This window comes from Salipiger sp. PrR003 (genome assembly GCF_010500785.1).
Lineage (GTDB): Bacteria > Pseudomonadota > Alphaproteobacteria > Rhodobacterales > Rhodobacteraceae > Salipiger > Salipiger pacificus_A.
The window spans coordinates 25,358-47,303 of sequence record NZ_JAAGOV010000037.1 but is presented as its reverse complement, the minus strand read 5'-3'; the positions used below and the strand labels follow the sequence as shown (position 1 = coordinate 47,303).

Annotated in this window: 18 protein-coding genes; 15 read left to right on the top strand and 3 right to left on the bottom strand. The window is 66.0% G+C overall.

All coding sequences use genetic code 11. The features are described 5' to 3' along the window. Positions 1–277 precede the first annotated feature (277 nt). Positions 278–1,330, bottom strand: a complete 1,053-nt coding sequence (locus tag G0D83_RS11620; RefSeq protein WP_108968219.1) for a ParB N-terminal domain-containing protein — start codon at positions 1,328–1,330, stop codon at positions 278–280. Then, positions 1,327–2,637, bottom strand: a complete 1,311-nt coding sequence (locus G0D83_RS11615) for an AAA family ATPase (protein ID WP_095883792.1) — start codon at positions 2,635–2,637, stop codon at positions 1,327–1,329. The genes G0D83_RS11620 and G0D83_RS11615 overlap by 4 nt, the downstream gene beginning before the upstream one ends. A gap of 374 nt (positions 2,638–3,011) precedes the next feature. On the opposite strand from G0D83_RS11615, the gene G0D83_RS11610 reads away from it, so the two are divergent. The 6 genes from G0D83_RS11610 to G0D83_RS11585 all read left to right on the top strand — a co-directional run bounded on the left by G0D83_RS11610 (position 3,012) and on the right by G0D83_RS11585 (position 9,272). Beyond that, entirely contained in the window at positions 3,012–3,713 is a 702-nt protein-coding gene (locus G0D83_RS11610; protein WP_108968221.1) for a hypothetical protein, read from the top strand. Positions 3,714–3,966: 253 nt separating this feature from the next. Next, positions 3,967–4,920 carry a galactofuranose ABC transporter, galactofuranose-binding protein YtfQ gene (gene ytfQ / locus G0D83_RS11605; RefSeq protein WP_108968223.1) on the top strand — a complete coding sequence of 318 codons (954 nt, stop codon included), beginning with the start codon at positions 3,967–3,969 and terminating at the stop codon, positions 4,918–4,920. A 92-nt stretch (positions 4,921–5,012) separates the two neighbouring features. Then, positions 5,013–6,515 carry a sugar ABC transporter ATP-binding protein gene (locus tag G0D83_RS11600; RefSeq protein WP_235939638.1) on the top strand — a complete coding sequence of 501 codons (1,503 nt, stop codon included), beginning with the start codon at positions 5,013–5,015 and terminating at the stop codon, positions 6,513–6,515. Then, the gene (locus G0D83_RS11595) at positions 6,512–7,558 is read left to right on the top strand and encodes an ABC transporter permease (protein ID WP_108968224.1); all 1,047 of its coding nucleotides are present in this window, start codon (positions 6,512–6,514) and stop codon (positions 7,556–7,558) included. Before G0D83_RS11600 ends, G0D83_RS11595 begins: the two co-directional genes overlap by 4 nt. Then, on the top strand, positions 7,555–8,547 hold the full coding sequence (gene yjfF, locus G0D83_RS11590) for a galactofuranose ABC transporter, permease protein YjfF (RefSeq protein ID WP_108968226.1): 993 nt from the start codon (positions 7,555–7,557) through the stop codon (positions 8,545–8,547). Before G0D83_RS11595 ends, yjfF begins: the two co-directional genes overlap by 4 nt. Next, positions 8,544–9,272 carry a FadR/GntR family transcriptional regulator gene (locus G0D83_RS11585; RefSeq protein WP_164193759.1) on the top strand — a complete coding sequence of 243 codons (729 nt, stop codon included), beginning with the start codon at positions 8,544–8,546 and terminating at the stop codon, positions 9,270–9,272. The genes yjfF and G0D83_RS11585 overlap by 4 nt, the downstream gene beginning before the upstream one ends. A gap of 38 nt (positions 9,273–9,310) precedes the next feature. Here G0D83_RS11585 and G0D83_RS11580 read toward each other — a convergent pair whose 3' ends face one another. Beyond that, a complete protein-coding gene (locus G0D83_RS11580; RefSeq protein ID WP_108968230.1) occupies positions 9,311–10,240 on the bottom strand; it encodes a LysR family transcriptional regulator in 930 nt (309 codons plus the stop codon). A 134-nt stretch (positions 10,241–10,374) separates the two neighbouring features. Between G0D83_RS11580 and chvE the strand changes: the two genes are divergently transcribed. The 9 genes from chvE to G0D83_RS11535 all read left to right on the top strand — a co-directional run bounded on the left by chvE (position 10,375) and on the right by G0D83_RS11535 (position 21,930). Further along, positions 10,375–11,439, top strand: coding sequence for a multiple monosaccharide ABC transporter substrate-binding protein (chvE, locus tag G0D83_RS11575; RefSeq protein ID WP_164193756.1), 1,065 nt, complete (start codon positions 10,375–10,377; stop codon positions 11,437–11,439). 99 nt (positions 11,440–11,538) lie between these two features. Beyond that, positions 11,539–13,056 (top strand): multiple monosaccharide ABC transporter ATP-binding protein, encoded by a 1,518-nt coding sequence (gene mmsA, locus G0D83_RS11570; RefSeq protein ID WP_164193751.1) that lies wholly within the window; start codon positions 11,539–11,541, stop codon positions 13,054–13,056. A 13-nt stretch (positions 13,057–13,069) separates the two neighbouring features. Next, a complete protein-coding gene (gene mmsB, locus G0D83_RS11565; protein WP_108968236.1) occupies positions 13,070–14,308 on the top strand; it encodes a multiple monosaccharide ABC transporter permease in 1,239 nt (412 codons plus the stop codon). Positions 14,309–14,350: 42 nt separating this feature from the next. Beyond that, entirely contained in the window at positions 14,351–16,102 is a 1,752-nt protein-coding gene (araD, locus tag G0D83_RS11560) for an L-arabinonate dehydratase (RefSeq protein ID WP_164193747.1), read from the top strand. Then, a complete protein-coding gene (locus G0D83_RS11555; protein WP_164193743.1) occupies positions 16,102–16,977 on the top strand; it encodes an SMP-30/gluconolactonase/LRE family protein in 876 nt (291 codons plus the stop codon). Before araD ends, G0D83_RS11555 begins: the two co-directional genes overlap by 1 nt. Further along, entirely contained in the window at positions 16,977–17,912 is a 936-nt protein-coding gene (locus G0D83_RS11550; RefSeq protein WP_164193739.1) for a Gfo/Idh/MocA family protein, read from the top strand. The genes G0D83_RS11555 and G0D83_RS11550 overlap by 1 nt, the downstream gene beginning before the upstream one ends. After that, positions 17,899–18,945, top strand: a complete 1,047-nt coding sequence (locus tag G0D83_RS11545) for an aldose epimerase family protein (RefSeq protein ID WP_164193736.1) — start codon at positions 17,899–17,901, stop codon at positions 18,943–18,945. The genes G0D83_RS11550 and G0D83_RS11545 overlap by 14 nt, the downstream gene beginning before the upstream one ends. A gap of 150 nt (positions 18,946–19,095) precedes the next feature. Further along, the gene (locus tag G0D83_RS11540; protein WP_164193733.1) at positions 19,096–20,052 is read left to right on the top strand and encodes a TAXI family TRAP transporter solute-binding subunit; all 957 of its coding nucleotides are present in this window, start codon (positions 19,096–19,098) and stop codon (positions 20,050–20,052) included. Between the two features lie 90 nt (positions 20,053–20,142). Continuing rightward, positions 20,143–21,930 (top strand): TRAP transporter fused permease subunit, encoded by a 1,788-nt coding sequence (locus G0D83_RS11535; RefSeq protein WP_164193730.1) that lies wholly within the window; start codon positions 20,143–20,145, stop codon positions 21,928–21,930. The last annotated feature ends 16 nt before the right edge of the window (positions 21,931–21,946 follow it).

The window sequence follows — 21,946 nt, the reverse complement described above, 5'->3', positions numbered from 1 at the left end:
TGGCAGAACGACTCTGGGTAACCCATGGGTTACCCAGAGTCGCTCTGCACTCGTCCGGGGAGCGCCTCCCGGTGGATCGTGCCGAACATACCTTTGATTTGGGCGGTGGCATCTCACGCCACACGGGAGCACCAGAAGCGCGCGTCATCGCCCCGAGATGGCCGCCAATGCTGACGTGGACCCTCCCAAGCAAAAGGCCGGTAACCCATGGGTTACCGGCCTCTCATCCCCTTTGTTTTCGGGTCGGGTTACCACTCCCAACCCCGTAACCCATGGGTTACCCGTCGCGCAGTGCCGCCTCGAATGCCTCGACTGCGCGCTGCAACCGCTTGCGGTCCACGGAGGAGAAATCGATCTCCGACAGGATGCGGCACTCGCCCTTTCGCGCGGTGACTTTCGACAGCCCGACATGGAATTCGTACTTCACGCTGCGCTGCCGCGGCGTGTCCTGGGACTTCGCCTCGGCCCGCTCGGCGCTTTGCACGAACTTCTTCAGGATCTCTGCCTGTTCTTCGGCCGAACTCACGGTGGACAAAACGCTGCGCAGCGCCCCTACCCGCTCCGGCGCCGCCTGCAATTTGCGCGCCACGTCGACGCCGAGGTTCCGCGAGACCGACTTGGGATACGGCAGTGCCTCGTCGAGCTGCTCGAGCAGATAGACAAAGCTTCGGATATAGGAGCGCTTCATCTTGTGCAGCGAAGCGTAGATGCGCCCGACGAGTTCCTCGGCGCCCATGCCGTCGAGGCCGGAATCCTGCGCTGCGGTGATCGCGACCTGCGCCATCTCGGCAAAGCTCAGGTCCTCGCGGATCACGTTCTCCTCGACCATGTCGATGTAGAGATCGATCCGCGTGCCCGCCTCTTCCGCCACGCGCGCGACCGCCTTGGCGAAACGGGCGTCGCCGGTCTCTGTGAGAAGCTGTTCCAGAGCGGTGATCCGGCGCCACCCCTTTTTCAGCTGGTAGCCGTTCTCGGTGCGGTAGACCTCAATCGGCTCCTTCTGGCCGCGCTCGCGGATCGAGGCCTTGAGTTCCTCCATCTCGTCCGAGGTCGCCACGCCGGTGAGGTCGAGGCGGTCGCGCGGAAGATCGTCGGTGCGGATGTCTTCGAGCGGGATCGCGACCAGCACGCGGCCTTCTTCCTGCGCAAGGCGGAAAGCCTTGGCATCGGTCGCGTTCTGGCGCCGCTGCTCCACGAGGTTCTCGGTGCTCTCGGTCATGCTGCTGGCCGCCTCACGCACCGCGGCCCCCATCGGGCCCACGTCGCGGCGGCGCGGCTTGACCTCTGCGGTCTCGATCGGGCCGAAGCCGAACTTGTTCTTGCTGCTCATGCTTCAACCTCTTCCTTGGCGTTCTTCGCTTCCCAGGCGCGCAGCACCACTTCCTTGAATTCGTCGTAGGCCGAGTCGAAGCTCTGGCGCGCCCGCTTCCAGGTCTCGCGGGTCATTTGCCGATAGTCCTGCTCGTAGACCGACTGCTGGAAGCGGCCGGACTGTTCGACCGCGCGGGTCATCTCGATGGCGTGCTTGCAGACGTCGGCGCCGAACACGTTGCGGAAGGCATCCATCATCGCGACGTGAAGCGGGTTGGACTGCTCGAAGCGGGTCATCAGGAGGCGCACGTCGTCGAAGCGCTTGGGCAGACGGATGCCGGCATCCTCGGCGACCTTGGCGAAGCCGTCCGAAATATCCTCGAGCGCGTCGCCGAGCTGGCCGAGGAAGCTGGTGGTCGAGTCATATTCCCAGTAGCCGGGGCCCGACGGGATATAGAGGATGTCGGCGGCGAAGGCTGCGTTCAGCGACTGGTAGCCGATGGCCGGCGGGCAGTCGAAGATGATGAGGTCGTATTGATCCTCGGGCAGCTCGTCGAGGTAGCGCGACACGCAGCCGAAGAAGCTCCAGGCCTTGTGCATGGCGCGGTACTGCGCCGATGCGAACTCGACGAAGGCGGCGTTGGCACAGGAAGGGATGATGTCGATGGTCGGCCAGGCGGTCTTCTGGATGAAGTCCTGGATGCGCTGCGCGCCGATCGACTGCACGTCCTCGGGCAGCTCGTCGGCGGTGGGGTAGGGGCAGTCGGCCGGATCGTCATAGGCCGCGGCGATACGGTCTGCCTCGCGGCAGAGGTCGCGGCACATGATGCCCCAGACCGTGTTCCATTCCTTGACCTCGGTGAGCCCCATGGAGTGGGTCATCGTGGCCTGCGGGTCGAAGTCGATCACCAGCACGCGGTAGCCGTCGAGCGCCGCTGCGTTGGCCAGGTGCTGGGCCACAACGGTCTTGCCGACGCCGCCCTTGAAGTTGGAGACCGCAACGCGCATCGCCCGGCCGCCGGGGCGGTGGGGCAGGAGCGGCTTGCCCCGGAAGCGCAGGCGCCGGCGCAGCTCGTTGATCTCCTGCAGCGAGAACCAGCGCTGGCGCCCGTCCTCTTCTACGGTGCCCTGCGGCAACGAGGGGTCGTCGGCCAGCTTCTTGCGCAGCGTGTCCGCGGGCACATCGAACATGAAGTGGCTGATCTCCCAGATGGAGAAGGGGCGCAGGATCTTCTCCTCGGCCGGGGAGAAGGTCGCGCGGCGCACCGCAGCCTGCTGCGCAAGGCTGCGTTCGTTCATGGATTGAAGGTCGGAATGATCTCTCATGAGCCTGCTCGTGTTTTCTGATACTGTCCCTTCAATAACGCGAATTGCGGAAAGGGCAAAACCCAGAGTTCGCATTTCTCGTATTTTGGCGAAGATTTTCAGGATTACGGGATTTCTGCACCGTCCAAGGCGTGGACTCGGTGACAGCTCTGGGGCCAAAATGGTGGATAAGGTGACAATCCCCCCCCATAATGGTGTCACCATGCCTGTCACCCATTACCAATAAACCGATTTTTTCCAAATAAATTTGGATAAGGGTTCCGGTCCCGCTTTTTTGTCCACATTGACAAACGACGGGAAAATCGAGCAGTCTCGAAGCCAATGGGGAATCGGCCAATGAAGCCGGACCCGAAGCGGCGGCAGAGCAGACGAACATGGACTTCAAACGATTTACGGGACCTCAGGCAGGATCCCAGAAATATGACCTGTTGACGGCCTTGGCCCTTGCCGGGCTGAACGGATCACCGGGATTCCAGACCTCGATGCTGCGCCTCGTGGCGCTTGTCACGGCGCGCTACAACTGGCGAAACGACGAGCTGACAGTCGGCCAGCGCGAGATGGCGCGGCTCTGGTCGGTCGATGAGCGGACGGTGAAACGTGAGATCAAACGCCTGACAAAAACCGAAATCCTGCTCCAGCTCAGGCCCGGCGTGCGGGGCAGGGTGGCGGCCTACCGGCTCAATTATTCCGAGGTCTACCGGCTTTCGGCGCCGCATTGGGAGAACGTCGGCCCCGATTTCTCTGCCCGCATGGAGGTCCAGCACCCCGAGCCTGCCGCCACTGGGGAAAAGGTTGTCCGCGTCGATTTCGGTGCCCGTGCGGCGGAAACCCCTGCGCCGAGCGCCGACAGCGGCCCCTGGTCGCGCACGCTGGCACGGCTGGCGCAGAGCGATCCCGGGTTGCACCGCAGCTGGTTCTCGGGGCTCGTCTTCGACGAGTTCGAGCAGGGGCTGCTGATGCTCAAGGCGCCCTCGGCCTTTGCGGCGCAATACGTGCTCACCCACCACCTGCGCCCGCTGCAGGGCATGGCCGCGCAGGAGTTTCACGGCCTGCGCCGCATCGAGATCACCGGCTGACCTCAAGGCGTGTCGAGGCGCTGTCTTCCAGGGCCAGGTGTCTCGGGGGTGGGGCCTCGCTTCTCTCGGCGCCCGTCGCGCGCGTCCGGTCTTCCCCGAGTCGCGCCCCCGCATCCAAGATGCCCCTGCGGCATCTTCTCAACCCACTGATAAATAAAGCTCCTTTCGGTCACCCACACAGGGCGCTTTACAATAGTAATAAAGTAATACTTAATATTCCAAGGACCTGAGGAGAGGTCCATGGGAGGACATCATGAACATTCTTAAGAGCTTGCTCGCAAGCGCCGCTATCCTTGTGCCCGCCGCCGCCATGGCCGAGGGCGAAACCATCGGCTTTTCGCAGATCGGATCCGAATCCGGCTGGCGCGCCGCCGAGACCACGGTCACCAAGCAACAGGCCGAGGAGCGTGGGTACGACCTGAAATTCGCCGACGCGCAGCAGAAGCAGGAGAACCAGATCAAGGCGATCCGCGGCTTCGTCGCGCAGGGGGTCGACGCGATCCTGCTCGCGCCCGTGGTCGCCACCGGCTGGGAGGACGTGCTCGAAGAGGCCAAGGACGCCGATATCCCGGTGATCCTTCTCGACCGCAACATCGATGCGCCGGAAGATCTCTACATGACCGCTGTGACCTCGGACCAGGTGCACGAGGGCATGGTGGCCGGCAATTGGCTCAAGGACGCCGTCGCCGGTGAGGAATGCCCGATCGTGGAGCTTCAGGGCACCACAGGCTCGTCGCCCGCGATCTCGCGCAAGAAGGGCTTCGAAGAGGCCATCGCCGATGCGCCCAATCTCAAGATCACCCGCAGCCAGACCGGCGATTTCACCCGCGCGCAGGGCAAGGTGGTCATGGAGAGCTTCCTCAAGTCCGAGGGCGGCGAGAACATCTGCGCGCTCTATGCGCATAACGACGACATGGCGGTGGGCGCCATCCAGGCGATCAAGGAAGCCGGGCTGAAGCCGGGCGAGGACATCAAGATCGTGTCGATCGACTCGGTGCCGGACATCCACCTTGCCATGCAGGCCGGCGAGGCCAATGCGACGGTCGAGCTGACGCCGAACATGGCAGGCCCGGCCTTCGACGTGTTGGAAGCCTACTGGAAGGACGGCACCATGCCGCCGAAGTGGATCCAGACCGAGTCCAAGCTCTACACGAGCGACGACGACAATGCGGCCATTTACGAGAGCAAGAAGAATCTCGGATACTGACGCTGCGCGGCGGGGGCAGGACCCCTGCCGAACGCGCCTTCCGGAGGGGGTCCGGGAGGCGCACAACCCTGTCTAGGGGAGGGGACTTCGGGATGGCCATGCCAGAACCGGTGCTGCATGCGCGCGGCATCAGCAAATTCTTTCCGGGCGCCATCGCGCTCGATGACGTCGAGCTGGCGCTCTATCCCGGCGAGGTGCACGCGCTTCTGGGCGAGAACGGCGCGGGGAAATCGACGCTGATCAAGTGCCTCACCGGTGCCTACACCCGTGACGGCGGCACCATCGAGCTTTCCGGGGCCGAGATCGATCCGCGCGATCCTCTGGACAGCCAGGCGCTCGGCATCGGAACAGTGTATCAGGAGGTGAACCTGCTGCCCAACCTGACGGTCGCCGAGAACCTCTTTCTTGGCCGGCAGCCGATGCGCTGGGGCATGGTCGATCACCGCAGGATGCGGGACGAGTCACGCGAGATCCTGCGCGACTACGGGCTCGACATCGACCCAAGCCGACTGCTCGACAGCTATTCCATCGCCATCCAGCAGATCGTCGCCATCGCCCGGGCCGTCGAGCTTTCCGGCAAGGTGCTGATCCTCGACGAGCCGACGGCCAGCCTCGACCACGACGAGGTGCAGTTGCTCTTCTCCGTGATCGAGAGGCTGAAGGGCAGGGGGCTCGCCATTGTCTTCATCACCCATTTTCTTGACCAGGTTTTCGCCATCTCGGACCGCGCCACGATCTTGCGCAACGGCCGTGTCGTGGGCACGCGGCGGCTCGCCGAGGTGAGCCAGACCGAGATCGTCACCCTGATGCTCGGCCGCCAGCTCGAGGCGGCGACCCATCATCGCGCCCATTCCGAGCCGGGCGACGTGCTGCTCTCGCTCAAGGGATACGGCAAGCGCGGCAGCATCGAGCCGTTCGACATGGAGATCCGCGAGGGCGAGGTTGTCGGCCTTGCCGGGTTGCTCGGTTCGGGCCGGAGCGAGACCGCAAACGTGGTCTTCGGAGTGGTCGCGGCGGATCAGGGCAAGGCCGAGCTGCGCGGCCAGCCGCTGCGCATCACCAACCCGCGCGAGGCGATCCGTCACCGCTTCGCGCTCTGCCCCGAGGACCGCAAGACCGACGGCATCGTCGGCGATCTGTCGGTGCGCGAGAACATCATCCTGTCGTTGCAGGCCCGGCAGGGTTGGCACCGTCCCATTCCCCGCGCCAAGGCCGAGGAGATCGCCCAGCACTACGTGAAGGCGCTGGATATCCGCCTTGCCTCGCTCGACATGCCGATCCGGCTGCTGTCGGGCGGCAACCAGCAAAAGGCGCTTCTTGCGCGCTGGCTGGCGACCGAGCCCGAGCTACTGATCCTCGACGAGCCCACCCGCGGCATCGATGTCGGTGCGCACGCCGAGATCATCGCCCTCATCGAGGACCTGCGCGAGAAGGGCATGGCGCTGATCGTCGCCTCGTCGGAAATGGAGGAGTTGGTGGCTTATTCTTCGCGCATCGTCGTGCTGCGCGACCGGCGGCAGGTGGGGGAACTCACGGGCCAGGAGATCTCGACCAAATCCATCGTCGAGGCCATCGCGGCGGAGGACGCGGCATGATCAAATCCACGCTGAAACGGGTCATGCCGCAGATCATCATCCTCGCTCTGGTGCTGGCGGCCAACTTCCTGGTCTTCCCGGGGTTCTTCAACATCGAGTTCCAGCACGGGCGGCTCTTCGGCAACCTTATCGACGTTCTCAACCGCGGCGCGCCGACGGCGCTGCTGGCAACCGGCATGACGCTGGTCATCGCCACGCGCGGGATCGATCTGTCGGTCGGGGCCGTGATGGCCATCGCCGGGGCTGTCGCAGCCTCCGCCGTGGTGGGCGGCGCGCATTGGACGCTGGCGGTGCTGCTGGCGCTGACGGCGGGCGCGGCCTGCGGGCTCTGGAACGGACTTCTGGTGGCGATCTTCCGCATTCAGCCCATCGTTGCCACGCTGGTGCTGATGGTCGCCGGGCGCGGCATCGCGCAACTTCTGACCGAGGGCGCGATCCTCACCTTCAACGACCCCGGGCTGATCCGGCTCGGCGCGGGCACCATCGCCGCCGTGCCGACACCGATCTGGCTGTGGATCGCCGTGGCCTGCGCGGTCGGTCTGGTGATCCGCCGCACCGCGCTCGGCCTGCTGATCGAGGCGGTGGGGATCAACGAGACCTCCTCGCGCCTCGCCGGGATCAACGCCCGGGTGCTGCTGATCGCGGTTTACCTTGTCTCCGGCCTTTGCGCCGCCCTCGCCGGTGTCATCGTCGCCGCAGACATCAAGGGCGCGGATGCCAACAACGCCGGGCTCTGGATGGAGCTTGACGCGATCCTCGCCGTGGTGATCGGGGGGAACTCGCTGCTCGGCGGGCGCTTCTCGATCACCGCATCATTGCTCGGTGCGCTGATCATCCAAGGGGTGAACTCGCTGATCCTGCTCTCGGGCATGCCGGTCGAATTCAACCTCGTCATCAAGGCGCTGATCATCATCGCCATCCTCGTCATCCAGAGCCCGCGGGTCCGCCACAGCCTCTATCTGCTGCGCGCTTCGACCGGGCCGGTGCTGCGGGAGCGGCCCAAGCCCGCGCCCCGGACCCCCCAGGAGGAGGGCCAGTCATGAGCCAGTCCACCAAGCTTCCGCTCTACATCACGCTCGCGACCTTCGTGCTGGCCTTCGTGCTCTGCGCCGCGCAGTACCCGGCGATGGCCTCGACGCGGGTGGTCGCCAACCTGCTGACCGACAACGCCTTCCTCGGCATCACCGCGGTCGGCATGACCTTTGTGATCCTCTCGGGCGGGATCGACCTCTCGGTCGGCTCGGTGATTGCCTTCACCGGAGTCTTCCTTGCGGTGATCCTGCGCGACACCTCGATCCACCCGCTGGTCGCCTTCGCGCTGGTGCTGCTGATCACCACCGGCTTCGGCGCGGCCATGGGCGGGATCATCCATTATCTCGAGATGCCGCCCTTCATCGTCACGCTGGCGGGCATGTTCCTGATGCGCGGGCTGGCCTACGTGCTGTCGACCGAGTCGGTGCCGATCACCCACGAGTTTTACGACTGGCTGCAGTCGCTCTACTGGAAGGCAGCGGGCGGCGGCCGCTTCCGGCTGACCGGCGGGCTCATGCTGCTGACCTATCTGGCGGCGATGATCGTGCTGCACCGGACAAGGTTTGGCCAGAACGTCTATGCCATCGGCGGCTCGGCGCAGACGGCGCAGCTCATGGGCGTGCCCCGCGCGCGGACCACCATCGGCATCTACGCCGTCTCGGGCGGTCTGGCCGGGCTCGCGGGGATCGTCTACACGCTCTACACCTCTGCAGGCTATTCGCTGGCGACCGTCGGCGTCGAGCTCGACGCCATCGCCGCGGTGGTCATCGGGGGCACGCTGCTGAGCGGTGGCAGCGGATTTGTCGCGGGCACTTTCTTTGGCATTCTGATCATGGGGCTGATACAGACGTACATCGTCTTTGACGGCACGCTTTCGAGCTGGTGGACGAAGATCGTGATCGGGGGCCTGCTCTTCGCCTTCATCATGCTGCAAAAGGGTTTGGGTTGGGCAACGACGGCGCGCATAAGGCATCTGACCGCATCAGACGCGCGATCATGACATTGACGGCGGGCGGCGGGTTCTCGGACCGCGCCCAGAGCCATACCACCCACGTGGTGGACCAGCTGGGGCTGGCCATCGTCGCGGGGGAATACCCCGAGCGGGCGATGATCCCGCTCGACCCGGATCTCGAAGAGATGTTCGGCGTCTCGCGCACGGTCATCCGCGAGGCCAAGAAGACGCTGATCGCGAAGGGCATGCTGGCCTCGAAGGCGAAAGTCGGCACGCGGGTGCAGCCCTCGTCCGAATGGAACATGTTCGATCCGGACGTGCTACGCTGGCATTCCGAGCAGAAGACGCCGGGGCGCTTCGTGGCCGACCTCAACGAGATCCGGCTGATCATCGAGCCCTCGGCGGCGGCGCTTGTGGCCGAGCGGGCGGGACCGGCAGAACATGCGCGTCTCGAGGCGAGCTGCGAGGCGCTGGCACAGGCCCCGAGCCGCACCGCCTTTGCCATGGCCGACCTCGAATTCCACAAGCTCATCCTGCATCTCTCCGACAACCGCTTCCTGCAATCGCTGGGGGATCTGGTACAGGCGGCGCTTTACTCGCAGCTCATCGCCGAGGCCGAGGAAGCGCGCGATCCCTGCGACCTTGCGCGCAGCGTCGACAAGCACCGCGCCATCGTCGATGCGATCCGCGCCGGGGCGCCCGACCGGGCGCGCGCCTGCATGGAGAAGGTGGTGATGGACGCGCCCTCCGGCGACGTGCGCCGGGCAAGCTGAAACATGCCCGGGAAATTTTCCCGGAACCGGGACCAGCCTCAGAAACTCCGAATGCTCTCCTGCACCATGCCGAGCAACCGCTCCGCGGCCTTCGAGATGTGCCGTCCGCGCGCCTGGATGATCAGGTAGGGTTCCACCGTCACCAGCCGGTTCAGCTGCAGTCGCCGCAGTTCGGCCGAGACCGGCGGCTCCAGCATCAGGTCGATCACCTCCTGCGACATCGGGGCGACGGCATCGGAGTCCTTGAGCAGCGCGATGATCGCCAGCAGCGAAGAGGTGGTGATCACGTCCGGCGGGGCGGTCATTCCCTCGTCGTGAAAGGCGGTCTCGATCGCCGCGCGGATCGGCGCGCCGCGCTGCTGCAGGATCCAGCGGGTGCCGTGCAGGTCGGCGATGGCCACTGGGCTGCGCCCGAGCATCGGGTGTCCCTCGCGTACCAAGAGTTGCACGATCTCGTCCCGAGCCGGTTCAAGGATGAACTCTCGCTCGTTGACCTGTGGTGGCAGGCGAGCGAGGGCGAAATCGAGCTCGCCGCGCTCAAGCGCCTGCACCAGCGCCACCGAGGGGGCGACCTCGATAGAGACATCCACCGAGCTCGACAGGGCCTTGAGGCGCTGCACCTGCGGCACCAGCTGACCGAGCGCCGGGCCTGTCACCGCGCCAACCCGCACCGCGCCGCCGAGGCCGGAATGCAGATCGTCGAAATCCTCGGCCATGCGGCGCAGGTCATGCTCGATGCGCCGCGCATGCTGGGCGAGGAGCGCGCCGGTGGGTGTGGGCTCCATTCCCTTGGGGGTGCGCTGGAACAGCCGGGCACCGATGGCACGCTCCAGTTCCGCCAGCATCCGCGAGGCGCCGGGCTGGGTCATCCGGCAGGCGGTGGCGGCAACCTGCAGCTGCCCGTGTTCGGCAATCGCGGCGATCAGGCGGATTTGCGCGGGGCGCAGGTTTCTCAGCAGCTCGGACATAACACATACCGATCCAGTTATGCAGATGACGGATAATGGTATTTGTTCGGTATGTCACCATTAAGTAGGACTTTTGGCGTCCCCACAGGGGAACAGCGGGGTGCGGGAGACGCCCCCTCAACGGGAGGATACCGATGAAACTGACGAAACTCGCGGGTGCGCTCGCGGTAAGCCTCGTTGCGCTTTCCAGCGCCGCCTTCGCCCAGGACAAGGGCACCGTGGGCATCGCCATGCCGACCAAGAGCTCGGCGCGCTGGATCGACGACGGCAACAACATGGTCAAGCAGCTGGAAGAAGCCGGCTACGAGACCGACCTGCAGTACGCAGAGGATGACATCCCCAACCAGCTCGCGCAGATCGAGAACATGGTGACCAAGGGCGTAGACGTGCTGGTGATCGCCGCCATCGACGGCACCACCCTGTCGAACGCGCTGGCCAATGCCGCCGCCTCGGGCGTGCGTATCGTGGCCTATGACCGCCTCATCCGTGACAGCGGCGACGTCGACTATTATGCCACCTTCGACAACTTCAAGGTCGGCGTGCAGCAGGCAACTTCGCTGGTTGAGGGGCTCGAAGAGCGCTTCCCCGACAGCAAGCCGTGGAACGTGGAACTCTTCGGCGGCTCGCCGGACGACAACAACGCTTACTTCTTCTACGACGGCGCCATGTCGGTGCTGCAGCCGATGATCGACAGCGGCGACATCGTCGTGCAGTCCGGCCAGATGGGCATGGACAAGGTCGGCACGCTGCGCTGGGACGGCGCGGTGGCGCAGGCGCGCATGGATAACATCCTGTCGGCCAACTACACCGACAAGGACGTGCACGGCGTGCTCGCTCCCTACGATGGCCTGTCCATCGGCATCCTCTCGTCGCTCAAGGGCGTCGGCTACGGCTCGGGCGATCTGAAGATGCCGATCGTCACCGGACAGGACGCCGAAGTGCAGTCGGTGAAATCGATCCTCGCCGGCGAGCAGTACTCGACCATCTTCAAGGACACCCGAGAGCTGGCGCGCGTCACCGTCGGCATGGTCAACGCGGTGATGGAAGGCTCCGAGCCCGAGATCAACGACACCGAGACCTATGACAACGGCGTGAAGGTCGTCCCGTCCTACCTGCTCGAGCCGGTTCCGGTGGACGCCTCGAACTGGGAAGAGGTCCTGGTCGGCTCTGGTTACTACACCGAAGACCAGATCAAGTAAGCACTCCTCCCGAGCGCCCCATTTGCTCCCGGGGCGCCGAACAGGGGGAGGCCTTTGGGCCTTCCCCGACCTTCACTTCATACAAGGCAGGTACGGGTCATGACTCTTCTGCTCGAGATGCGCGGTATCACCAAGGAATTCCCTGGTGTGAAAGCGCTCGACCAGGTGAACCTTCAGGTCCGCGAAGGCGAGATCCACGCGATCTGCGGCGAGAACGGTGCCGGCAAGTCGACCCTGATGAAGGTGCTCTCCGGGGTCTATCCCGTGGGCAGCTACGACGGGGAAATCCACTACGATGGCGGGCTCGCCGAGTTCAAGACGCTGCGCGACAGCGAGGACAAGGGCATCGTCATCATTCACCAGGAACTCGCGCTGGTGCCGCAACTCTCGATCGCCGAGAACATCTTTCTCGGCAACGAGCGGCAGACCGGTGGCGTGATCCAGTGGCAGGAAACCTTCCGCCGCACCGAGGAGCTGCTGGCCAAGGTCGGGCTGCGCGACGCGCCGGGCACGCTGGTCGACAGCATCGGGGTGGGCAAGCAGCAGCTGGTCGAGATCGCCAAGGCGCTCAGCAAGGACGTGAAGCTGCTGATCCTCGACGAGCCGACGGCGGCGCTGCAGGAGAACGACAGCCGCAAGCTGCTCGACCTCATGCTCGAGCTGAAGGCGCAGGGCGTGACCTGCATCATCATTTCCCACAAGCTCAACGAGGTGCGCTACGTCGCCGACACGGTGACCGTGATCCGAGACGGCATGGCGGTCTCGGAGCTCGACGCCTCGCAAGGGCTCTCGGAAGACCGCATCGTCCGCGACATGGTGGGCCGCGACATGTCGCAGCGCTACCCGGACCGCACCCGGCGCGCCGGTGAGGTAGTGATGGCGGTGAAAGACTGGAACGTCTGGCACCCCGAGCACGCCGAACGGCAGGTCATCAAGAACATCAACTTCAACGTCCGGGCCGGCGAGGTCGTCGGCATCGCCGGCGTCATGGGGTCGGGCCGCACCGAGCTTGCCATGTCGATCTTTGGCCAGAGCTGGGGGCGGAACATCTCGGGCGAAGTCTCGCTGCACGGCAAGCCGATCGACGTGTCGAAGGTGGACCGGGCCATCGAGAACGGGCTCGCCTACGTCACCGAGGACCGCAAGTCGCTGGGACTGATCCTCGATGAGAGCATCCGCTTCAACACCACGCTGTCCAACCTGAACGGCGTGTCCGAGAAGGGCGTGCTGAACGAGGCCGAGGAAACCGAAGTGGCAGAGCGCTACCGCAAGGCGCTGGCCACGCGCACACCGACGGTCATGCAGAAAGTCGGTAACCTGTCGGGCGGCAACCAGCAGAAGGTGGTGCTGGCCAAGTGGCTGTTCACCGAGCCCGAGGTGCTGATCCTCGACGAACCCACGCGCGGCATCGACGTCGGCGCGAAATACGAAATCTATTCGATCATCAACGAGCTCTCTGCCGAAGGCAAAGCCGTGGTGATGATCTCGTCGGAGATGCCCGAACTCTTGGGCATGTGCGACCGTATCTATGTCATGAACGAAGGCGCTTTCGTCGGGGAACTCTCTGCCGAGGAAGCCAGCCAGGAGCGCATCATGTCGCTCATCGTCAGCGAGTGAGAGGGGAGGGGACATGTCCACTCAAACGGCAGAAACCGCAGGGCAGTCCGAAGGCCAGGGCCTGAAGCACTACCTGCGCAACCACATGCGTGAATACGGCCTGCTTTTCGCGCTCATCGCCATCATGGTGTTCTTCCAGGCGGTGACCGGCGGCACGCTGATGCGCCCGGTGAACATCACCAACCTGTTCCTGCAGAACAGCTACGTCATCATCATGGCGCTGGGGATGCTCATCGTCATCGTCTCGGGCAACATCGACCTCTCGGTCGGATCGGTGCTCGGCTTCATCGGCGCGCTGGCGGCGGTGATGATCGTGCACTGGGGCTGGCCCGTGCCGCTGACCATCCTCGCCTGTCTCGTCGTCGGCGGCCTCATCGGCGCGGCGCAGGGCTATTGGGTGGCCTATTGGTCGATTCCGTCCTTCATCGTGACACTGGCCGGGATGCTGGTGTTCCGCGGCGCCTCGCTCTGGCTGCTGCAGGGGCAGTCGGTGGGGCCGTTCCCGCCGGGCTTCCAGATGCTCTCGACCGGCTTCGTGCCGGACCTCTTCCCGCGCGAGATGACCGCCGGATTGGCCGAGATCGCCGGATCGCGCAACTTCAACCTGCTCGCAATGGGCGTTGGCATCATCGCCGCCGTCGCCATCGTCTGGCTCGGCCTGCGCGAACGTGCCCGTGACAAGGCCTATGGCATCGAGGGCGAGCCCGCGAACTTCTTCTGGGTGCGCAATGCCATCGTCTGCGGCGCGCTGCTGTTCCTGACCTTCAAGATCGCCACCTTCCGCGGCCTGCCCAACGTGTTGGTCACCATGGGCGTGCTGATCATCATCTACGCCTTCATCACCCAGAAAACCGTGATCGGCCGCCGCATCTACGCGCTTGGCGGCAACCGCAAGGCGGCCAAGCTCTCGGGCATCAAGACCGAGCGGCTGACCTTCCTCGCCTTCGTCAACATGGGCGTGCTGGCGGCGCTGGCGGGCCTGGTGTTTGCCGCACGGCTCAACACCGCGACCCCCAAGGCCGGTTTCGGCATGGAGCTCGACGTGATCGCGGCGGTCTTCATCGGCGGCGCGTCCATGGCGGGCGGCTCGGGCAAGATCGTCGGCGCGGTGGTCGGCGCCTTTATCATGGGCGTGATGAACAACGGCATGTCGATCATGGGCATCGGCATCGACTACCAGCAGATGATCAAGGGCCTGGTGCTGCTCGCCGCCGTGATCTTCGACGTCTACAACAAATCCAAACAGGGCTGAGCCGCGCGCTCAGCCCCAATACAAGCCGCACCGGAGGCACCCATGTCCGCCAAGGATTTCACTCCCGCCCCCTGGCCGCGCAAGCTGCGCTCGACCCATTGGTACTCGGGCAACTCGCGCGACACGATCTATCACCGCGGCTGGCTGAAGAACCAGGGCTACCCGCACGACCTGTTCGACGGGCGGCCGATCATCGGCATCCTCAACACTTGGTCCGATCTCACCCCCTGCAACGGCCACCTGCGCGAGCTGGCGGAGAAGGTGAAGGCCGGCGTCTGGGAGGCCGGCGGCTTCCCGGTCGAGGTGCCGGTCTTCTCGGCGTCGGAAAACACCTTCCGCCCGACGGCGATGATGTTCCGCAACCTCGCTGCGCTGGCCATCGAGGAAACGCTGCGCGGCCAGCCGATCGACGGCGCGGTGCTGATGGTGGGCTGCGACAAGACCACGCCCTCGCTGATGATGGCTGCCGCCTCCTGCGACGTGCCGTCGATTGTAGTCACCGGCGGGCCGATGCTGAACGGCTATTTCCAGGGCGAGCGCGTCGGTTCCGGCACGCACCTTTGGAAATTCTCCGAGATGGTGAAGGCCGGCGAGATGACGCAGGAGGAGTTCCTCGAGGCGGAGCAATCCATGTCCCGCTCCTCGGGCACCTGCAACACAATGGGTACGGCATCGTCGATGGCGTCGATGGCCGAGGCGCTCGGCATGGCGCTTTCGGGCAACGCCGCGATCCCGGCGGTGGACAGCCGCCGCCGCGTCATGGCGCAGCTTTCGGGCCGGCGCATCGTGCAGATGGTGAAGGACGATCTGAAGCCGTCGGACATCCTGACCAAGGAAGCCTTCGAGAACGCCATCCGCACCAATGGCGCGATCGGCGGATCGACCAATGCGGTGATTCACATGTTGGCGCTGGCGGGCCGGGTCGGCATCGACTTGACGCTGGACGACTGGGACCGCTGCGGCCGCGACGTGGCGACCATCGTCAACCTGATGCCCTCGGGCAAATACCTCATGGAGGAATTCTTCTACGCGGGCGGCCTGCCGGTGGTGCTGAAGCGCCTCGGCGAAAGCGGCCAGTTGCACAAGGATGCGCTGACGGTCTCGGGGCTCAGCATCTGGGATGAGGTCAAGGACGTGGTGAACCACAACGAGGACGTCATCCTGCCGCTCGAAAAGGCGCTGACCCAGCAGGGCGGCATCGCCGTGCTGCGCGGCAACCTCGCGCCCAAGGGCGCGGTGCTGAAGCCCTCGGCGGCCTCGGAGCATCTGCTCAAGCACAAGGGTCGCGCCGTGGTCTTCGAGGACATCGACGACTACAAGGCTAAGATCAATGATGACGCGCTCGACATCGACGAGACCTGCATCATGGTGCTGAAGAACTGCGGGCCAAAGGGCTACCCGGGCATGGCCGAGGTCGGCAACATGGGCTTGCCGCCGAAGGTTCTGAAGAAGGGCATCACCGACATGATCCGCATCTCGGATGCGCGCATGTCGGGCACCGCCTATGGCACGGTGATCCTGCACACCTCGCCCGAGGCGGCCGCGGGCGGGCCGCTGGCGGTGGTTAAGAACGGCGACATGATCGAGCTCGACGTCGAAAGCCGCCTGCTGCACCTCGATATCCCGGAGGCGGAGCTGGAGGCGCGGCTTGCCGCATGGCAGCCGACGCATGACCTGCCGGGCAGCGGCTACGCCTGGCTGCACCAGAGCCACGTCGAGGGCGCCGACACCGGTGCCGATCTCGACTTCCTCAAGGGCTGCCGCGGCAACGACGTGGGCAAGGACAGCCACTGATGGAGGTCTTCGACGCCCGGATTTGCGCGCTTGGCGAGGGGGTGCTCTGGCATCCCCTGCGCGAGGAACTTTTCTGGTTCGACATCATCGGCAGGCGCCTGCTGTCGCACCACCCGGCCTCGGGGCACACCCGCGCCGTGCCGCTTACCGAGATGTGCTCGGCGGCGGCCTGGATCGACCGCGACCGGCTTCTGATCGCCTCCGAGACCGGGCTCTGGACGTATGACCTGACCACCGGGGTCTTCGGGCATCTCGCGGATCTCGAGAAGGACAACCAGGTGACCCGCTCGAACGACGGGCGGGCGGATCCCTGGGGCGGCTTTTGGATCGGCACCATGGGCAAGCAGGCCGAACCCCACGCCGGGACGATCTACCGCCACTATGGCGGAGCCCTGCGCAAGATTGCCGACGGCATCTCGATCCCTAACGCCCTCTGCTTCGATGCGGCGCGCGGCTGCGGCTACTTCGCCGACACCCATGCGCAGCTGCTCTTCCGCGTGGCGCTGGACGAGGCGGGCTGGCCCAGCGAAGCGCCCGAGGTCTTCGTCGACTTCAGCCATACCGGGCTCAGGCCCGATGGCGCGGTGACCGATGCGGCCGGTAATCTTTGGCTGGCGCTCTGGGGGGAGGGCGCGGTGATCGAGATATCGCCGGATGGCAAGCTCGGCGCGCGCCACGAGCTCGCCGCGCCGCACAGCACCTGTCCGGCCTTCGGCGGGCCCGATTTCGCCACGCTCTACTGCACCAGCGCGACGCAGGGCCTCGGCCGCGAGGCGCTGGCAGAGGCGCCGCACTCCGGCGCGGTCTTTGCCGAGCTCGGCGCAGGGCAGGGCAGGGCGGAACCCGCCTTCATCCTCGACACGGGAGACGCCTGATGAGCGATCCGATCCAGCTTGGCCTTGTCGGCCTCGGCACCATTGCGCGCAACCAGCACCTGCCCTCGCTCGAGGATGTGCCGACGCTGAAGCTGGCCGCCATCGCCAGTCGCCATGCCGGGCATGACACGCTGCCCTCTTTTCACGACATCGAAGAGATGATCGCCAAGGCGCCGGGACTGCAGGCCGTGTCGCTCTGTACCCCGCCGCAGGGCCGTTTCGCCCAGGCCGCGGCGGCGATCCATGCGGGCAAGCACGTGATGCTGGAAAAACCGCCGGGCGCGAGCGTCTCGGAGGTCGAGGGGCTGGCCCGGCTCGCGCGCGACAAGGGCGTGACGCTCTTTGCCACCTGGCACTCGCGCGAGGCGGCGGCGGTCGAAGACGCGCGGGATCTGCTGGCCGGGGCCACGGTCAAGCGGGCGACGATCACCTGGAAGGAAGACGTGCGCCACTGGCACCCGGGGCAGGAATGGATCTGGCAGCCGGGCGGGCTTGGCGTGTTCGATCCGGGCATCAACGCGCTGTCGATCCTCACGCGCATTCTGCCCGAGCCGGTGCACCCCGTTTCCGCGCAGCTCGACGTTCCCGAGAACAAGCAGGCCCCCATCGCCGCGAAGCTCGAGATGGAAACCGCCTCCGGCGCGCCAATCGCGGCCGAGTTCGACTGGCGTCAGACGGGCCCGCAGACCTGGGACATCCTCGTGGAAACCGACGGCCCCGACGTGCTGCTGCGCGAGGGCGGGGCGAAGCTCTTCGTCGGCGGCGAGGCGCGGATCTCGGCCGAGGACCGCGAGTACCGACGTCTCTACGCCCGGTTCGCCGAGTTGATCGCGGCGGGGCAGTCCGATGTCGACCTCGCGCCGCTGCAGCTGGTGGCCGATGCCTTCCTGCTGGGCGCCCAGACCCGTGTCGAGGCCTTCCATGACGATCCCTGAGCGCCATTCCTTCGGCCACGTCCGCTCGAGTACCCCGGTCGAGCGCATTGTGCTGCGCGCGGGCGCGGCGCGTGCCGAGGTGCTGACCTACGGCGCGACGCTGAAATCGCTGCATGTGCCCGACCGCGAGGGCCGGCTGGACGACATCGTCCTCGGGTTCGACGACCTGCAGGGCTATCTCGACAACCGCATGTTCTTCGGCGCCTCGGTGGGACGGGTGGCGAACCGCATCGCCGGTGGCCGGTTCGAACTTGACGGGCACAGCTACCAGCTGGCGCAGAACGAGGGAGAGACCACGCTGCACGGCGGGCCCGACGGGTTCGATCGGCGCAACTGGGCAGTGGCCGAGATGGGCGACGGTTCGGTGACGCTCGAGATGGTGAGCCAGGCGGGGGACCAGGGGTTTCCCGGCACGCTGACAGCCCGCGCGACCTACACGCTGCGCGAGACGCCTGCCGGCCCCTGCCTCGGCATCACCTACGAGGCGGAGACCGAGGCGCCGACCATTGTTTCGATGACCAACCACAGCTTCTTCGCTCTGGCCGGGCTCTCGGCGCTGCCGGACCGCCCGCGCTCGGCGCTCGAGTACCGGCTGAAGGTGCCCGCCTCGCGCTACCTGACAGTGGATGAGGCGCTCATCCCCTCCGGCGTCGCACCGGTCGGTGCCAGCCCCTTCGACTTCCGCGAGGGGCGGCAGCCGCTGACCGCGGTGCGCTCGGGGGCCCTGGATGGCTATGACCATTGCCTTTGCCTCGATCCCGGAGAGATCGAGCTGCACGATGCCGCCAGCGGACGGCTGATGCGGATGACCACCAACCTGCCGGGGCTGCAGGTCTATACCAGCAACTTCCTCGACGGCTCGGTGCCGGGCAAGGGTGGCTACGCCGCGCGCAAGCATGACGCCATCTGCCTCGAGCCGCAGATCTGGCCCGACGCGATCAACATGCCCGAGAGCTGGGGCGCGCAGAGTCCCGTGCTGCGCCCGGGCGAGACCCGCCGTGCCGAGATGAGCTTTACCTTCGGCATCCGCTGAGGCGGGAGCCCCTCGCAAGAGCCCCGTGAGCTGTGCCATCCTCGCGCTGGGGGGCGCCCGGACGGGGGCGCAGCCCGCGCAAGGCATCTGCTTGACCCGACGGGACACGCGGTGTCTATGTCACGCGAAGCTTTTGGAGGAGCTGGACAAATGAACTTTCTTGGCAAGGCCGCACTGGCGGCAGGGCTTGCATTGCTGGCAGCTGTGCCGGCGCAGGCGGAAACCCGGGTCACGCTGAAGGCGGCGAAGTCGGGCTCCTCCTATTACCAGATGAGCGTGCAGATCGCCGAGGCGATGAAGGCGGGCACCGATGGCGGCGTGATCGTCACCGTCGAGGAAAGCCAGGGCAGCCAGCAGAACGTGATGGAAGTGCGCGCCCGCGGCGGCGACTACGTCTTCACCTCGCCGCCCGCGCTGGTCGCGGCGGCCCGTGATGGCAAGGGCGCCTTCGAGGGCAAGGAGACCCCCGCCTTCGGCGAGATCCGCGCGCTCTTCCCGCTGCCCTCGCTTACCATGCATTTCGTCATGTCCAAGGCCAGCGGCGTCACCGATTTCGCCGGCATGGACGGCAAGAACATCCTGCTCGGCAAGGGCAGCTTCGGCGCAACAGAGGGCGAGAAATACCTCGGTCTCTTCGGCCTCGACGGCAAGGTTAAGATCGCCGATGTCGAGCTGTCGAACGCCGTGCCGGCGCTGAAGAACGGCCAGATCGACGGGTTCGTCACCGCGGGCAGCTTTCCGGCGCCGAACGTCGTCGAGGCCGCCGCCTCGACCGATGTGACCGTGCTGTCGCTGACCGATGAGCAGGTCGCGCAAACCGGCCGCGCCAAGCTGGTGATCCCGGCGGGCACCTATGCCGGTCAGGACGCGGACATCGTCACCACTTCGCTGCCGGTGGTGACCTACACCACCACCAAGATGGATGACGAGACCGCCTACCAGCTCACCAAGACCTTCTGGGAGGAAAAGGCGCGCATGGGCGAGGAATCGCCCTGGTGGACCGGCGTCGATGCGGCGCTGCTCGAGAACGTGACCGGCAAGCTGCACCCCGGCGCGGTGCGCTATTACGAGGAAGCGGGCATTGCGCTGAGCGACGCGCAGAAGTAACCCGGCGGAAAGACAAGGCAGGCGGGCCGGGCAGTTCTGCCCGGCCCGCGCTCATTGAGACGAGGGCAGGTGATGGGGCTTGAGACGCAAATGCCACAAGCGGCATGGCAGCGGGCGGTGTGGATCGGGCTGGCGGCGCTGGTCGTGGTCTATCACCTCGGGCTGGTGTTCTCGGGGCTCGTGCCCAATCTCGTCAGCCGGCCGCTGCACATGGCGGTGATCCTGCCCTGGGTCTTCCTCTTCGGCGCAACCGGACGTTGGCAGGTGATCTCGGGCGCGGTGCTGACCGTTCTGGGCGTCGGTGCCGCGGGCTGGATCGCGCTCAACCACGAGATGCTGGGCGACCAGTACGGGTTTCTCGAGAGCAATTTCCAGATCGGCGTCGCGGCGGTGCTGCTGCTCTGCGTGATCGAGGCAGCGCGGCGGGCCATCGGCTGGCCGCTGCCGCTGGTCGCGGTGATCGCGCTCGCCTATGCGCTTCTCGGGCAGTACATCCCGGGCGAATTCGGCCACGCCGGCACGCCGATCCAGAGCTTCCTCGGCACGATGACCATCGCCGAGGGCGGGATCTGGGGCTCGCTCACCGCGGTCTCCGTCGGCGTGGTGTCAATCTTCGTGATCTTCGGCGCTGTCCTCAACGCCGGAGAGGCGGGGCAGGGCTTCATGAACGTTGCCGCCGCCGCCGCGGGGCGGCTGACCGGCGGCGCGGCCAAGGTTTCCGTGCTCAGCTCGGCCCTCTTCGGTTCGATCTCGGGCTCGGCCAGCGCCAATGTCGCCTCCACCGGCGCGATCACCCTGCCGGCAATGACCCGGCTCGGCTACCCCAAGCGGCTGGCCGCCGGGGTCGAGGCAGTGGCCTCCTCGGGCGGGCAGATCATGCCGCCGCTGATGGGGGCAGGGGCTTTCGTCATGGTCGAGCTGACCGGCACCCCCTACACGCAGATCATGGGCGCGGCGATCCTGCCGGCGATCCTCTATTTCTGGGCGGTCTGGGTCGGCATCAACGCCTATGCCACGCGCTTCGAGCTCAAGGGCATCCGTGACGAGGACCGCCCGGCGAAGCGCGACGTGGTGATCACCGCGCTGTTCTTCCTCGTGCCCTTCACCGTGCTGATGATCGGCATGTTCGGAGTTGGCTACACGCCGCAATACGCCGCCTGCCTCGCGATCCTCGCGGGCGCGCTGCTGCTTCTGACCAATGGCCGGCTGACCTTCGATCCGCGCCAGACCGCGGAGCGCGTCACCGAGGCGCTGCTCAACTCGGCCAAGCAGGTTGCGATGATCGCCGCGATCATCCTCTGTGCTTCGATCGTGATCGGGGTGCTCGGGGTGACGGGCCTCGGGGTCAAGATCACCTCGCTGATCCTGTCGGGCTCGGGCGGCCTGCTCTGGCCATCGCTGATCCTCACCGCGCTGGCCTGCCTTGTGCTGGGCATGGAGGTGCCGACCACCGCGGCCTATGTGATCTGCGTCTCGATCGCGGGACCGGCGCTGACCCAGCTCGGCCTCGCGCCGCTGCAGGCGCATCTCTTCGTCTTCTGGTTTGCGCTGCTGTCGACGATCACGCCGCCGGTCTGCGGCGCGGTGTTCATCGCGGCGGGGATGATCGGCGAGAACTGGGTGAAGGTGGCGGGCACCGCCATGGCGCTGGGGATCGGGCTCTACATCATCCCGCTCGGCATGATCGCCAACCCGGGCATCCTCGAGCTGACCACGGCCCCGTCGCTGGCGCTCTTTGCCTTCGTCCGGATCGGCCTTGGCCTGGCACTTATCTCCCATGGGCTGATCGGCCGGCGCCCGGCATTTGTCAGGGCGCTCTGCATCGTCTCGGGGCTGGCCGTCGTCTTCGGCGGAATCCTGCTTCAACCTATGCTATAGACGCTACGGAAACTTT